Source organism: Haloparvum alkalitolerans, assembly GCF_050122995.1.
Classification (GTDB): domain Archaea; phylum Halobacteriota; class Halobacteria; order Halobacteriales; family Haloferacaceae; genus Haloparvum; species Haloparvum alkalitolerans.
Genome location: NZ_JBNLIA010000005.1, coordinates 19,609 through 34,004 on the forward strand (window position 1 = coordinate 19,609; position 14,396 = coordinate 34,004).

The following is a 14,396-nucleotide window of genomic DNA, read 5'->3' on the forward strand; positions in this document are numbered from 1 at the left end:
ACAGTCTGGGGGCTCGCTCGGCGACTCCCGTCACCTCACAGGTCGTACAGCGCCTCGAACTTCTCCTCCACGTAGTCGACGAAGTAGTCGGCCGTGAGCGGCTCGCCGGTCGCGCGCTCGATCAGCTCGTCGCTGGGGTAGCGGCGGCCGTGCCGGTGGACGTTCTCCGTCATCCACTCGCGCAGGGGCGCGAACTCGCCGCGGCGGATCTTCCCGTCGACGTCGTCGAGGTCCTCGCGCATCGCGGCGTCGAGTTGCGCGGCGAGCACGCTGCCGATCGTGTACCCCTGGAACGCCGCGAAGCGGCTCGACCAGTGGATGTCCTGCAGACAGCCGGCCGCGTCCGTCTCGGGGACGACGCCGAGGTACTCGTCCATCCGGTCGTTCCAGACCGCGGGGATCTCGTCGGCGTCGATCTCCCCGCGGACGAACTCGCGGCCGGTCTCGAACCGAAGGATGATGTGCATGTGATAGGTGAGTTCGTCCGCCTCGACGCGGATGGTGTTGTCCGGGTAGATGCGGTTGACGCCCTCGTAGGCCTCCTGCGGCGTGGCGTCGCCGAGGTGCGGGAAGACGTCCTGTACCTCCGGCAGGTAGCCCTCCCAGAACGCCTTCGTGCGGCCGACGTGGTTCTCCCAGAAGCGCGACTGCGACTCGTGGACGCCGGAGCCGAGCGCCATCCCGAGCGGCGAGCCGAACTCCTCCTGCGGGAGCCCGAGGTTGTACTGGCCGTGACCGTACTCGTGGAGCGTCGCCATGAACCCCTTGACGGGGTCGTCCTTGAACCGGGTCGTCACGCGGCAGTCGAACTGGTTCCCGGACGTGAACGGGTGCGGCGAGAGGTCGAGCCGGCCGCGGTCCTCGGGATAGCCCACCGCGTCGAGCACGCGCTCGGAGAGCTCCATCTGGTCGTCCTCGGGGTACTCCCCCTCGGCGAAGGGGTTCGCAAGCTCGCAGCCCTCGGCTTCGATACGCTCGATGAGGGGGACGAGCGCCTCGCGGAGATCAGCGAACACCGACTCGACGGTGTCGAGGTCGATGTACGGCAGCGCGTCCTCGTGCATCACCGTGTACGGCGCCGCGTCGGGGTCGACGTGCCCGGCCCGCTCGACGTGGAGTTCTCGAAGCTCCTCCAGCGTGGGCGCGAAGGCGTCGAAGTCGTCGTTCGCCTTCGCGTCCTGCCACGTCTCCTGTGCGTCGGACTGCGCGGTCGTCAGCCGCTCCACGAGGTCGCGGGGAACCTCGGCGGCGCGCTCGTACTCGCGGCGGATCTCGCGGACGACCGCGGCCTCCTCGTCCGAGAGGTCCTCCTCCGCGAGGTCGGCGAGGAGCGCCCCGACGCGCTCGTCCGTCAGTCGCTCGTGGTGCGCGGACGAGAGCGCGGAGAGCTGTTTCGATCGGGCGGGAGTCCCGCCGCTCGGCATCTTCGTCTGCTGGTCCCAGTAGAGCACGCCGCGGGCGCTCTCCAGTGCGGCCGCGCCGGCGTATCGATCCCGGAGTTCCTCGTAGGCGGTCGACGACATGCCCACATCCCGTTCCCCGGAGTGCTTCAATCCCCGGATGCCGGAAGATCGAACGGAAGCGGGCGTCTGACGGGCGTCAGACCCGTTGTAAGGTTTAACAAACTGGAAACGTCTGGGTACAGTGACGACCGATGTCCCGAGACAGTCAGACGCGGACCGACGCGCCGCCGACCCCCTCGAACGTGCTCCTCACCGCTCCCCGAGAGGGGGACCGAAAGTCCGCCGCCTGCAGCCGCCTGCTGGGGAACTCACGGGACCGGCCGCGGCACGTGCTCGGCGTGACGTACGGGACCGCACCCTCGCGCTGGCATGCGCAAGTCGTCGGCGAGACGGCCGGGAACGTGGCCGACAGCGCCGTCATAAGCGTCGGCGACCTCACGCGCGCCGCCGCGAGCGGCAGCGATCCCGACGCCGGCCCGCCCGGCGTCCCGTCCGTTCGAACGATCGGCGAACCGACCGACCTCGTCGGGCTCGGGCTGGAGCTGGAAGACCAGTTGACCGCCTGGGAGGGGTCCGACGCGGAGGCCGTCGTCTGTCTGGACTCCGTCACCGACCTGCTCGCGCACGTCGACGCGGAGTCGGCGCGCCGGTTCCTGAACCGGCTGACCGAGGTCGTGGCGGCGAGCGACGCGCGCGCGCACTACCACTTCGATCCCGCGAGTCACGACGACCGGACGGTTGCGGCCGTCCGGTCGGTGTTCGAGACGGAACTCGACCTGCGCGAGGACGGTGTGGGCGGTCCGGGCGGAGCCTGACCGTCGGCGCCGATCCGTCCGTTCTGACCGAGGCCGGCGGTGACGAGGCGTTTCCCGAGCCGTCCGCGTCAGAGCGCTCGAGGCCGGCGATCAGTCGGCCGACTGGTCCGTCGACACGAACTCGTCCAGCTGGCGCTGCGCCTCGTCGAGTCGCTCGATGGCCGGCTGCTCGCCGAGCAGTCGCAACAGCGCGGTCTGCGCGAACGTGATCGCGAGCACCAGCAGGATCGGCGCGAGGAACAGCCCGTAGAAGCCGAACACGACCGGACCGAGGATGTACGCCAACATCAGCAGGCCGACGTGTGTCGTCTCACCGCTGAGGTACGGGCGCAGGACCAGGTCGGGGATCGTGTCGACGACGACGACCGCGACAACGAGGAAGCCGACGACGTAGGCCAAAAGCTCCGTGTTGCCCTCGAGGAGAGCGGGCACGGCGGTCGCGGCTGCCAGCGGCACGTAGACAACCTTCATTCCGACGACGGGAATCAGGCTGGCGACGCCGGTCAACACGCCGGCGAGGACGGGATACGGAACCTGCACCGCCTCCGGCACCAGCGCGTTGTACCCCATGTAGGAGGCGACCGCGATGAGCGCGATGGCGATGACGTTGAGCAGGTTGCCGAACAGCACCGCCTCCAGTTCGTGGTCGGCAGCCTCGAGGTACTCCCGCACGACGGCGTCGTCGTCGAACTTCAGCAGCCACGACCGGATCCGCCCCCCGTCGACGAGCAGGTAGTAGGTGATGACGACGATCACGAGCAGGTTGAGGAAGAACCCCGTCACTAGCTCCGTCAACAGGGTCGCGTTCTCCGCGAGAAACTGGATCACCTGATCGAACCGCCCGGCCTGATACGCCTGCACGATCCCCTCGAACGTCGGTTCCGGCAGCTCACCCACGTTCTCGATCCACGCCACGCTCGCCCCGGAAGTCGCGATGAGCGAGTACTGGTCGATGAACCGCCGCAGCTCCAGGACCATCAGCACGACCGTATAGGTCAACACCAGAAGCAGCGGCACCGACACGAGCGACAGCGTCAACATCGCGCGCACTCGGATCGGCAGCCGAAGCCGGCGCAACCCGCGGTGGAACCGCCTCGTCGAGTAGTAAAGGAACGTGGCGACCGTCAGGGCGGCCACGAACCGGTAGGCCATGTAGCCGACGGCGAGGCCGACCGCCATGCCGAAGAGGGTGACCACGAATCGCTTCTCGTCCATAGTCGGTCGACCGCTCCGTGACTCATAAGTCTCGGGGTCGGGCGACCGGACGGACCCGGCTCAGTCCCCGAGCGCGTCGACGACGCTCGCGGTCGCGTCGGGCGTGGCCCGGGCGACCGCCTCGATCCGGACGTACTCGCCGAACGCCTCCGCGACGGCGCGCCGGTCCGGATCCGGACCGGACGCGAACGTCTCGTCGGGCGACGAGAACGCCGGCGTCAGGCGCCACGCCGTCCAGCGGTCGAGGGAAGCCTCGGACTCGACCAGCGCACGCACCGCGGACAGCGCCGCCTCGCGGGCGTCGGCGACCGCCGCGGCGTCCGCCGGGAACAGGTCGTCGCCGTCGTCGATCCGTGCGCGGATCGCGTCGAACGCGGACAGCGTCGCGAGCGACCGGTGGGTGGCCCGCAGCGTCCACGCCGGGTGCGGCGGGTCGAACGCCGGCCACGCGACCGGCGCGAACCGGGCGAAGTCGAAGAAGTCCCCGAAAGCGTCCACGAGCAGTCCGCGACCGGGATGGTCCCGAGGCACGTCCCGGGAGAGGTAGGCGTCGACGTCCGGGTACGACCTCGGGCGTTCGGTGTCCCCCTCGTGCATCGCCCGGAACCGGTCCTCGACGCGCGGCGCGAGCGCCGAGAGGGCCGCCCGCATCGGCTCCGCGACGGCCACGGGGTCCGACAGCGACGCGACGTAGCGCTCGCGGAGGTCGTCCCCGACGGCGGCCTGTGCTCGCGTCCGCTCCAGGTCGCAGGTCGCCCGTCCGGCACGTAGGGGATTCGCCGCCGCGGACGGAGCCCCAGGCGTCACGAGCCGACGCCGGCGCGTGACGCCGGCCCACCGCTCGGGCGGCGCGTAGGCGACGACGCCCGCCTGCGGGCCGCTCGCGGCGTCCGGGAGCGCGTTGCCGAGGTCGTCCATCCGCCCGAGCGCCGTCGACCGCGTCAGGGTCACCTCGTCGGGGTCCCTGTCCGCGTGGATCGCCGCCCAACAGCCCGCCGCCCGCGCCGCCTGCGCGCAGGCGTCGACGCCGGCCTCGACGACGGAGAGCGTCGGCGCGTCTCCCCGCAGATCCCCCATTCGGCGCCGCGCGTCGCGGGCCGCCTCCCGCGCGTCTACGATGGCCGCCCTGATCGTGCCGTTCGGGACGATCTCGGACGTGAGCGGGTCCGGGATCGGCGACAGCAGCGCCCCGACGCGGTCGGAGAGCGCCGCGACGCGCTCCTCGGGGAGCCGCATCGGCATCGGGTCCGGGCGGGTGGGGACGGCCGCGTCGGTGACGTCGGCGAGCCCCGCCGCGTCGAAGGAGGGCGGATCGTCCCAGTAGGACTGCCGGGTGCGACCACAGCCCGCCAGCGCGACCCCGAGCGTCGCTGCACCCCCGGTCCGCAGGGCCTCGCGTCTGGTGAGTCCGCGGTCGCTCACGGCACCTCCCCCTCCGGCGTCGTGGTAATGGTGTCATAGTCCGTGTCCACGGCCCGGCACGGCGTTCGCCCGCTGGCGCCGGAGCCGTTCAGCTCGTCCTCGAGCGCCGCGGGGATCCGGATCAGGACCAACAGCCGGTCGCGCTCCCCGTCCTCGCAGGCGGCCTCCGGCGGCCGGAGCTCGCGGCAGTAGGAGTACTCGGCGTGCCCTGGCTCCCACGAGACGGACCGGATCCGGAGCCGGTAACAGGAACGGATCCGGGAGGGAGCGGCGAACAGCGTCTCGGTCGAGAACTCCGTCGCGTCGACGAACGACCGCACGGCCGCGGCGTCCGCCTCCGGGACGCCGTCGGCGACGACGAGCGCCGCGGCGCGGTCGGGATCGGTGACGAGTTCGCGCCGGAGGGGTGACGGGGTTCCGGCCGCGTCGCCCGCGGCGTCGCCGCCCGTCGGGTCCAGAAGGACCGGCTCGTCCGGGGTCGGGTTGCGGGCCGTGACCACCTCTGGGTCCGAGACGGAACCGGAAGAGGCCCGGTCGGCGGGAGTCGTGTCGGCGCCGCCGCGACCGCCGCAGCCGGCGACCGCGGCCGCGAGCGAGGCGGCGCTACCGAGGAGGGCGCGTCTGGTCGGGGACATCGTCGCTCCCGGTCGTTTCTGGCACGCGGACAAATACCTTCTGTCGACTCCGGGGGTCGCCGTCGACCGTCGACGGCGGTGTGGAACCGGTGCGCGACCGCGACAGATACACCACCAATGCGTGTGAACGTCCACCATGGTCTCGGACCCGGCGGACCCGCGCGTCGCGGCGATCCGCGAGGCGACCTCGCTGGCCGAGTTGGCCGACGGACTCGGCGTCGCCACGCCCCACGAGGCGTACTTCGAGGCGAAGCCCGTATGGGCCGAGGCGGTGCGACGCCGGCAGGCGGCGCGGCCCGCGGACGACGGGCTGCCCGGCTGGCGCGTGACCGTCGACGGCCACGCCTTCCACGTCCACGGCGTCACGCACGCGGGAACCGACGCCGAGCGCGACGCTCTCCGCGGGCACGTGGAGCGCTTCCGCGACCGGGGCGCGACCGTCTACTGCGAGCAGGGGATCCGGCCGCTCTACTTCGAGGACTTCCCCGCGGTCTGCGAGATGGACGACTACCGGTGGGCGCTGCGGGAGTGTGCCGACCGCGACGTCGAGACGCACCTCGACGCGCTGTCGGAGACCGGCGTCGACGCGGTGCTGGAGGACCTCACCGCGGCCGCGGACCGGTTCCGGGAGGCGGTCTTCTCGCTGGTCGAGTCCGGGGGCGCGGTGTACGGCGACCGCTTCGAGCGCGCGCTCGGCGACGTGGCCGCCGGGTTCCTGACGGACCACGCCGCGGCCGCGACCGGCGAGAGCTACGAGGCCTTCCGACTGAGCAACGCGGCCGCCGAGGACCCCGAGCGACTCGGCGCGCTGATGCGCTACTACGAGCGTGCGTTTCTCCCCCAGCCGCTCGAGCGCGAGTGGCTCCGCGGCCACGACCCCGAGCTCGAACTCGTCTCGCACGCGCGCAACGAGCGCATGGCCGACTACGCCGTCTACCACAACGAGGCGGCGACCGAGGTGCACCTGATCGTCGGCGCCGCCCACGCGCCGGGGGTGCGCTACTACCTGCGGCGCCTCCGCGACGGCGCCGAGGTTCCGGACGACTTCGCGCCGCTTTGATCCGAGCGGTCACCGAGGTCCGACACAGAGGATTACGGCACCTCCGACGCCGGAATCGGCCGGGTCATTTTTTGGACTCGGCGGGCAATCGGCCGACGAGCCATGGCGGACGCACACGCCGTTCCGAAGGGTGTGGGCCTCGACGCGCTGCGGGAGATCCTCGCCGGGTGGTCCGAGGTGGGCGCGGCCGCGGAGCCTCGCTATACCGCCGACGTCGCGGACGCGACTGGCTACTCGGACGCCGCCGGGCGGCAGACGCGGTTCCTGGAGGACCTCGGAGTGCTCGACCCGACCGAATCGGGACAGAAACACCGCCTCACCGACGAGGGGGAGCAGTTGGCGGGCGCGCTGGCCATCGACGACGAGGGGTACGCGCGGGAGCACGCCGCCGACCTCCTCCGCGAGTGGCCCGTGACCGAGGAACTCCGGGCCATCGTTCGGGGCAACCCCACCGTCGAGGGGGACCTGGTGCCCCTGCTGGCGACGGTCGCGGGCGTCGACCCGGAGAAGCGCCGCGTCGAGACGGGGCTGTCCACCCTGCTGGACCTCTACGAGTGGGCCGGACTGCTCGACCGCGACGAGGAGGGGCGGTATCGGCTCCCGGGCGAGGCCGACGCGGAGGGATCCGAGACGAGCACGGAGGACGAAGAGCCCGAAACGGGCGGGGGATCTGTGGAACGGCCGGAACCGGCGGAACCGCCGACCTGCGAGCGGCGTTCGGCCGTGACGAGGCGGGATGAGGCGATGGGCGAGGCCGCCGCAGAGACCGCCCCGAGCGCCGCGGAGACGGCCTCGGTCATCGCGGAGGCGGAGGACGCCGTCCGCCGGGCGGAAGAAACAGTCGAGGAGGCGCGCGCGGCCCGCGACCTCGTCGAGCAGGCAGTCGAACGGGAGGGCGAGACCGACGAAGCCGGTGCCCCGACCGTCTCCGGTGCCGCGCGGGCCGAGGCCGGGCCGGAGACGGAGGTCGCGGATGAGCAGGAAGCGGAGGTCGCGGATGGGCCGGAGGAGGAGTCGGAGGCCGACGCCGACGCGGTCGCCGAAGCGGAGCGCGCGCTCGGGACGGCGCTGTTGTCGGCCGTCGAAGGCGCGGAGGAGTCGGAGTTGGAGGCAGCCGCCTCCGAGACGACCCGGTCGGTGATCGAGTCGGTCGCGGCGGAGACGGGAGCGGATCCGGAGGACCTCGCGGCAGCGGTCGAGGACTCCATCGCCGACGCGCTCGACGCCGCGGAGGCGCTCGCGGCCGCCGAGGGTGCGGGCGATGGAGCCGACAAGACTGGGAGCGAGGGATCCGACGAGGAGGGCGCGACCGGCGGGGGCGTCGCCGCGGAGGAGGCGACCGAGGACGAACCGGCCGAGGCGCTCGCAGAGACGGTCGAGGCGGCGACCGCGGCCGCAGAGGAGGCCGCGGAGGCCGCGCGGGAGGCGGCCGAGGCCGCTCGCGACGCCGCCGAGGCGGCGGAAGCCGGCGGCGGGGGCGGGAGCGACGCCACCACGCCCTCGGAGAACGAGGCCGAACCCGACGGCGAGAGCGGGGGCGGCGCGGAGACCGGGAGCGACGGCGAGGGCGGCGAGGCTGAGGGCGGCGAGGACGGCGAGGCTGAGGGCGGCGAGGACGGCGAGGATGGCGAGAGCGGCGAGGATGAGGGCGGCGAAGGCGGGACCGCCGACGTTGCGGCGACCGCCGCGGCCGAGGCGGGCGAGTCGAACGCCGCCGAGCCCGGCGTGGGCGAGCACGCGCTCTCGCTCGGGGTCGACCTCGACGCCGACCCGGAGGAGCTCGAGCCCATCGTGCGCGGCATCAGGAACGGGCTGCTGGTGGAGGACGCCGACGCGGTGGGAAGCGAGGAGGCGGCCGACGCGAACGGCGCGGACGACGAGTAAGGTCCCCGACCGTCGGAGCGCCGGCGACTGGGGCCGCGCTACACCCGTCCGCCGCCCGGGTCCGTGCCGGCCTCGGCGGCGTCCGCGGCGTCCGCGAGTTCCCCCGCGAGCGTGCGCGCCTCCGCGGGGGTGAGGCAAGCCTCGTCGACGTGCGCCGACAGGCCGTCGGTCGCGGCCAGGTCGGCGGCGTCGACCTCCAGTTGGAGCGCCACCTCGTCGGGCGATTCCCGGTGGCGGGTCACGTCGAGGACGGCGACCGCGTCGGTCTCCCGGGTCGCGGTCCGCAGCCGCGCGTCGAGGAAGTCGAACGTGGTCCGCGCCGTCACGTCCAGCAGGCGACGGTCCACGCTCAGCCGTCTCTCTCCGTCGGGGCCGAGTGCCCGCCGTTCCGCCCGGTGGCCGCACGAGGACCGCCCGCGAACAGTTCCGGCGCGGCGTCCATCGAGGCGTGCTCGACGGTCGGGTCCAGCCCGTCCCCGGTGGGGGGATTCGCCTCGCGTGCGGTCGGGTCAGTCATCGCTCACCGCCGTGGCGTCGGTCGCGGCGTCCGCGCCCTCCGCGTCGGAGAAGGGGTACCACGACTGCTTGGCGTCGTACAGACAGGGGTCCTCGTAGCTCGTCTCGTGCGGCTCCGCCAGCTCGATGATGGACTCGTGGCCGGTCGCCTCCACCCACTCGCGGAAGGTCTGGCCCTCCTCGCGCAGGGCCGCGAACGCGGCGACGAGGTCCGCGACGAGTCCCGGCACCTCGTCGGCCGGCACGCGCTGGTGGACCCACTCGATGAAGGCGGGCTCCGCGCCGACGCCGCCGCCGACGCCGACGTCCATCGCCTCGACCATCTCGCCGTCCTTCCGCGCGCGCATGCCCTGCATCCCGATGTCCGCGGTCATCGCCTGCCCGCAGTCCGCGGTACAGCCGGACATGTGGATCTTCAGTTGGTCCACGTCGTCCGGGAGGTCGACGTTCGCGTTGAGCCACCGGACCATCGCCGCCATCCGGGTCTTCGTCTCCGCGAGCGCGATGGAGCAGAACTCCGTGCCGGTACACGCCATCGCCCCCCGCGTGAACGTCTCCGGTTCGGGGCGGTGCGTCTCCAGCAGGGGCTCCTCGAGCAGGTCGTCGACCGCCTCGTCCGGCACGTCGACGATCAGGGGGTTCTGTCGGCGCGTGAGCCGGACCTCGCCGCTGCCGTACGCGTCCGCGAGGTCCGCCAGTTCGATGGCCTCCCCCGCGGTCAACCGACCGATGGGGACGGTCAGCCCGACGTAGCTGTGGTCGGGGTCCTGGTCGTGGACGCCGACGTGGTCGTGGTCGCCGCGCTCGCTCGGCCGACCGGCGTTGTACGTGTACTCGCCGCGGAGGTCCGTCCCGGCGTGGGCCGGAGAGAAGTCGAGGCGCTCGACGAGCATCTCCCGGACCGCCTCGGGCCCGTGCTCGTCCACGAAGAAGCGGGCCCGGTTCCTGTTGCGGTTCTCGCGGTTCCCCGCCTCCATGTACAGCTCGACGAACGCGCGGACCGTCTCGACCGCGCGGTCCGGCGTCACGAACACGTCCAGGGGGCGCGCGCGGCGCGGTTCGCGGCTGCCGAGCCCCCCGCCGGCGCGGACGTTGAACCCGCGGCGCTCCTCGCCGTCGACCAGCTTGCGGGCCGGCTCCAGCGCCACGTCGTTGATCGAGTCCTGCGCGCAGCCCTGCCGACAGCCCGTCATCGAGATGTTGAACTTCCGGGGGAGGTTCGCGAGCGCCTCGTCGTCGCGGATCTCCGCCTGGATCTCGTCGAGCAGCGGCCGGGTCTCGACGTATTCGTCGGCGTCCTTGCCGGCGACCGGACAGCCGGAGATGTTCCGCATCGTGTCGCCGCCCGCGGACCGCGAGGAGACGCCGACCGACTCCAGTTTCTCCCAGATCTCCGGCACGTCCTCCAGTTTCAGCCAGTGGATCTGGACCGACTGCCGCGTCGTGAGGTCGACGAAGCCGTTGCCGAAGACCGGGTTCGCGGCCGGCCCCTCCGCGTAGTCGCGCGCGACCTCGCCGATGGCCCGCAACTGCCCGGGCTCCAGCACGCCGCCGCAGTTCGTCAGCCGCATCATGAAGTATCCCTCCTGACCCGAGCGCTGATGGAACAGCCCCCAGAACTTGAACCGGGAGAACCACGCCTCGCGCTCGTCGTCCGGGATGGCGTCGTAGCCGGCCGCCGCGAACCGCTCGATGTGCTCGCGGACCTCGTCGCCGTAGCAGTCGGCCTTGACCGCCTCGGTGTCGCCCGCCACGGTCAGCCGTCCTCCGGATATTCCCGCCCGCTATCTGAACGATCATGTACTTCTATACTCGAAAGTTGTTCAATCTGCATCTGATTTCTGTCTAAAGGCTGCCGACGAGAACTGTTAAAGCTAAGCGTTGAGATATTCAAAATTCCTCGCGTCGAAGTGGGCGGCTGATCCGTTTATAATGACTTCCGCGGCGTATAAGGTCGTTATTCGGTCGATTTTCGACCGTGTTTTCTGATCGAACGGGCGAAGAAACTGTCGTCTTGGGGATCGTTTTCTCGGGCAGCGTCGCGGAGGAGCGTCGACACCGGTGTCGCCTGCGCGCGCGAGGAACGACGGAAGTCGAGGGCGGCGTATCGACAGAAGGCGGTGGATGACGTCCCGGCGGAAGGCGGGAGCTGACGTCTCAGCGGAAAGGGCGGATCGAGGTATCGGAGCGGGCCCGGAGTGAAACGCCGACCGCCGTTCGCGGCGCCGGCCGATGGGGATCCCGGGCCGCGGCTCCGACCGGTCGAGGGGTCAGCGACGGCCGCGAGCGGGCGCGTCGGCGGCGGACAGCGCCTCCAGGCGCCGGAGATCCGCGGGATCGTCGACGTCGGTGAAGGCCGTGGCCGGGGCCAGCGCGCGGACCTCGGTCTCCGGCACCTCGACCGGGTCGAGCTCCGCCAGCAGCGACGCGAGGCTCGCGCCGGCGTCGAGCATGCGCCGGGAGGTCGACCGGCCGACCCGAACGTGAACGACGAGCGGGAACGGCTGTCGCCGCCCGTCGAAGCGGGGGACCGCGCCCGACTCGCCGCGGACGGCCGACAGCAGGCGGGCCAGCAGAGCGGTCCCGACCGCGGGCCGGTCGCAGGGGAGCACCGCCGCGTACCGGGCCTCGGTGGCGGAAAGCGCCGCCGCGAGGCCGGCGACGGGGCCGGCGTCCTCGCGGTCGTCGACGGCGAACCTGGTCAGGAGGGGGTCGAGCGCGTCGGCGAGCGCCGCGCGCTGGTCCGCGCGGCAGTTGACGACGACCTCGTCGACCGCGGGCAGCAGCGCGTCGACGGCGTGGGCGACCAGCGGACGGCCGTCGAGCGTCGCCAGCGCCTTGTCGCCGGGCGGGAACCGCCTCGATCGCCCGCCAGCGAGCACGACACCGGCGATCCCGGTGTCGGGCTTTGGCGGCGAAGGGCGGGCCGCCACCCTCCTGTCGCCGTCCCGCTCAGTCATCGCTCGGGGTGCCCTCGGGCGTTCGGGTCGGGGACTCGGCGGCGTCCGAAGCGGGGGAGAGCCGGACCGCGCACTGCTTGAAGTTCGGCTCGGCGGAGACGGGATCGACCGCGGGCGTGGTCACCTCGTTCGTCGCCGGGTGGTGGATGGGGAGCCAGACCAGTCCGGCCGGCACCGCGGGGTCGGGCTCGACCGCGACCTCGACTCGGCCGCGCTCGGACGCGAGCACGGCGGTTCGGGGCGTTCCGGAAGCGTCCTCGTCCCGGTCCTCCTCAGCCTCGTCTGCGATCCCCACCTCCGCGAGCGTCTCGGGCGCGGTCCGAGCGGTCACGAGATCGTCGCCGTCGCCGCCCCGCGACCGCACGCCGGAGTTGTAGCCGTCCGCCTCGCGGCCGGTCGTGAGCGTGAGGGGGTACTCCTCGTCCGGCGGGTCGGGCAGGTCGGCCGCCGACCGCGTCGAGAAGGCTGCGCGCCCGGATGGTGTGGGGAACGACCACGTATCGGCATCCGTGCCGGGGTCGGCGTCGGTGTCGGGGACAGCCGCATCATCCTCCACGAGGTAGCGGTAGCCCCCCTCCGCGTCGGTGTCCGGAGCCGGCCAGCGCACGGCGCCCTCGGCGTCGAGCCGGGGATAGCCGATGCCGGAGCAGTCCGTCGTCGTCCCCGCGGTCAGCGCGGCGAACTCCTCGAAGAGCGCCTCGGGGTCGGCGCCGGTGTCGGCGAACAGGCCGGGCGCCAGCCGCTCCGCGAGCGCGACGATGATTTCGCAATCAGACCGGACGCCGGCGGGCGTCTCCGTCGCGGCGCGGACGCGGGAGATCCGACGCTCCATGTTCGTCGTCGTCCCCTCGCTTTCGCCCCACGTCGACGCCGGTAGCACCACGTCCGCGTGCTCGACGGTCTCCGTCCGGAAGGCGTCCTGTGCGACCACGAACGCGTCCTCGAGCGCGGCGCGGACCGCCGTCGCGTCGGGGAACCCGACCGCGGGGTTCGTCGCGACCGTCCACACCGCGTCCGGGCCGCCCTCGCGGCCGACCGCGTCGAGCATCTCGACCGGTCCGGGCCCGGTGTCGTCCGGGAACCGGGAGACGGGAACGTCCCAGTGTTCCGCGACGGTCCGGCGCTCGTCGGGGTCCGCGAACGGGCGGCGACCCGGCCACGACCCCTTCGAGGAGCAGATCCGCGTCCCCATCGAGTTCGCCTGGCCCGTGAGCGAGAAGGGGCCGCTCCCTCGGCCGAGGTTGCCGCTCGCCAGACAGAGGTCGATCAGCGCGCCTGCCGTGGCGGTGCCGCGGACGCTCTGGTTGATCCCCATCCCCCAGTAGATCAGGGTGTCGTGCGCCAGCGTCGCCGCGAGCGCGTCGACGGCCGCGAGGGGAACGCCGGCCTCCGCGGCGGCGGACGCCGCGTCGGGCAGGGCCGCGACGAGGTCGTCGAACCCCCTCGTGTGCGCCTCGACGAACGCGCGGTCGACGCCGTTGGCCTCGACGAGTCGCGCGAGCACCGCCCGCGCCAGCGCGTGGTCGCCGCCGGGGTCGGGCTGGACGTGCCTATCCGCGCGTCCCGCGGTCTTCGTCTCGACGGGGTCGACAACGACGAGTTCCCGTCCGTCCTCGTCGGCCGCGTCGGCGATCCACCGGAACATGACCGGGTGGGCGACCGCGGGGTTCGCGCCCCAGACGACGTGCCGGTCCGCCGCGGGGATGTCGTCGTAGGTCGGTGGCGGCGCGTCGCTCCCGAACGCGTCGACGTAGGCGGCGACCGCACTCGACATACACAGCGTCGTGTTGGCGTCGTAGTGGCGCGTGCCGACGCCGCCCCGGGCGAGTTTGCCGAGCGCGTAGGCGGCCTCGTTGGTCTGCTGTCCGCTCCCGAGCACGGCGAGGCCGTCGGGGTCGTCCGCGGTCGCCGCGCGGATCCCGGAGACGGCGGCGTCGAGCGCCACGTCCCACGTCGTCGGTACGAGCTCGCCGCCGCGGCGGACCAGCGGACGCGTGAGCCACTGTCCGTCCGGGTCGGCGGTCTCGCCGACGCCGCGGCCGCAGGCGAGGCCCTCGTTGACGGGATGGGTGGCGTCACCGCGGACCACGTCCAGCCCCATCCCCCGCTCGACCGCGCGCTGGACGTGTCCGCAGCCGACCGCACAGCGCATGCAGGTGGTCGGGACCAGATCGGTCACGTGCCGCTCCCGGTAGAACATGAACGTTCATCCACTTTTCTCCCGGCTTGACGGACGAAGCGAAGCATCGGTCTCGACTATGCCCATGGAACGACGGGCGATAAGTGTTTGTCCGACTGTTTGTCCAGAAATACGCTTGAGAGACGACGTTCGTCCGTTCCTAAATGGGCTATTAAGCCATTGATCGCGTTGAACGGAGGATTTTCCGGACGTTTGTGGACGCTCGTCAACCCCGATTTCGGATGGG

Annotated in this window: 12 protein-coding genes; 3 read left to right on the forward strand and 9 right to left on the reverse strand. The window is 72.3% G+C overall.

The window, feature by feature from the left end; all coding sequences use genetic code 11:
* Positions 1 to 35 precede the first annotated feature (35 nt).
* Positions 36 to 1,523, reverse strand: coding sequence for a carboxypeptidase M32 (locus ACQE3L_RS07350; RefSeq protein WP_426963126.1), 1,488 nt, complete (start codon positions 1,521 to 1,523; stop codon positions 36 to 38).
* Positions 1,524 to 1,654: 131 nt separating this feature from the next.
* On the opposite strand from ACQE3L_RS07350, the gene ACQE3L_RS07355 reads away from it, so the two are divergent.
* Positions 1,655 to 2,278, forward strand: coding sequence for a DUF7504 family protein (locus tag ACQE3L_RS07355; protein WP_426963127.1), 624 nt, complete (start codon positions 1,655 to 1,657; stop codon positions 2,276 to 2,278).
* A gap of 90 nt (positions 2,279 to 2,368) precedes the next feature.
* Here ACQE3L_RS07355 and ACQE3L_RS07360 read toward each other — a convergent pair whose 3' ends face one another.
* The 3 genes from ACQE3L_RS07360 to ACQE3L_RS07370 are packed head-to-tail and all read right to left on the reverse strand — an operon-like array spanning position 2,369 to position 5,550.
* Complete coding sequence (locus ACQE3L_RS07360; RefSeq protein WP_426963128.1) at positions 2,369 to 3,493, reverse strand: AI-2E family transporter; 1,125 nt, start codon at positions 3,491 to 3,493, stop codon at positions 2,369 to 2,371.
* A 60-nt stretch (positions 3,494 to 3,553) separates the two neighbouring features.
* Positions 3,554 to 4,915 carry a hypothetical protein gene (locus ACQE3L_RS07365; RefSeq protein ID WP_426963129.1) on the reverse strand — a complete coding sequence of 454 codons (1,362 nt, stop codon included), beginning with the start codon at positions 4,913 to 4,915 and terminating at the stop codon, positions 3,554 to 3,556.
* Positions 4,912 to 5,550: a hypothetical protein gene (locus ACQE3L_RS07370; protein WP_426963130.1), complete on the reverse strand. Its 639-nt coding sequence runs from the start codon at positions 5,548 to 5,550 to the stop codon at positions 4,912 to 4,914. The genes ACQE3L_RS07365 and ACQE3L_RS07370 overlap by 4 nt, the downstream gene beginning before the upstream one ends.
* Positions 5,551 to 5,686: 136 nt before the next feature.
* Here ACQE3L_RS07370 and ACQE3L_RS07375 point away from each other — a divergent pair, with 136 nt between their 5' ends.
* Together ACQE3L_RS07375 and ACQE3L_RS07380 are read left to right on the forward strand one after the other, a co-directional pair.
* Positions 5,687 to 6,610, forward strand: coding sequence for a hypothetical protein (locus ACQE3L_RS07375; RefSeq protein WP_426963131.1), 924 nt, complete (start codon positions 5,687 to 5,689; stop codon positions 6,608 to 6,610).
* Between the two features lie 102 nt (positions 6,611 to 6,712).
* On the forward strand, positions 6,713 to 8,494 hold the full coding sequence (locus tag ACQE3L_RS07380) for a hypothetical protein (protein WP_426963132.1): 1,782 nt from the start codon (positions 6,713 to 6,715) through the stop codon (positions 8,492 to 8,494).
* Between the two features lie 38 nt (positions 8,495 to 8,532).
* On the opposite strand, the gene ACQE3L_RS07385 is transcribed toward ACQE3L_RS07380, so the two are convergent.
* The 5 genes from ACQE3L_RS07385 to nasA form a co-directional block, all read right to left on the reverse strand.
* A complete protein-coding gene (locus ACQE3L_RS07385) occupies positions 8,533 to 8,841 on the reverse strand; it encodes a DUF6360 family protein (protein ID WP_426963133.1) in 309 nt (102 codons plus the stop codon).
* A 2-nt stretch (positions 8,842 to 8,843) separates the two neighbouring features.
* Positions 8,844 to 9,011 carry a hypothetical protein gene (locus ACQE3L_RS07390; protein ID WP_426963134.1) on the reverse strand — a complete coding sequence of 56 codons (168 nt, stop codon included), beginning with the start codon at positions 9,009 to 9,011 and terminating at the stop codon, positions 8,844 to 8,846.
* The gene (locus ACQE3L_RS07395; RefSeq protein WP_426963135.1) at positions 9,004 to 10,764 is read right to left on the reverse strand and encodes a nitrite/sulfite reductase; all 1,761 of its coding nucleotides are present in this window, start codon (positions 10,762 to 10,764) and stop codon (positions 9,004 to 9,006) included. The genes ACQE3L_RS07390 and ACQE3L_RS07395 overlap by 8 nt, the downstream gene beginning before the upstream one ends.
* Positions 10,765 to 11,280: 516 nt before the next feature.
* Entirely contained in the window at positions 11,281 to 11,970 is a 690-nt protein-coding gene (mobA, locus tag ACQE3L_RS07400) for a molybdenum cofactor guanylyltransferase (RefSeq protein ID WP_426963136.1), read from the reverse strand.
* A complete protein-coding gene (gene nasA, locus ACQE3L_RS07405; RefSeq protein ID WP_426963137.1) occupies positions 11,963 to 14,170 on the reverse strand; it encodes an assimilatory nitrate reductase NasA in 2,208 nt (735 codons plus the stop codon). The genes mobA and nasA overlap by 8 nt, the downstream gene beginning before the upstream one ends.
* Positions 14,171 to 14,396: the final 226 nt, after the last annotated feature.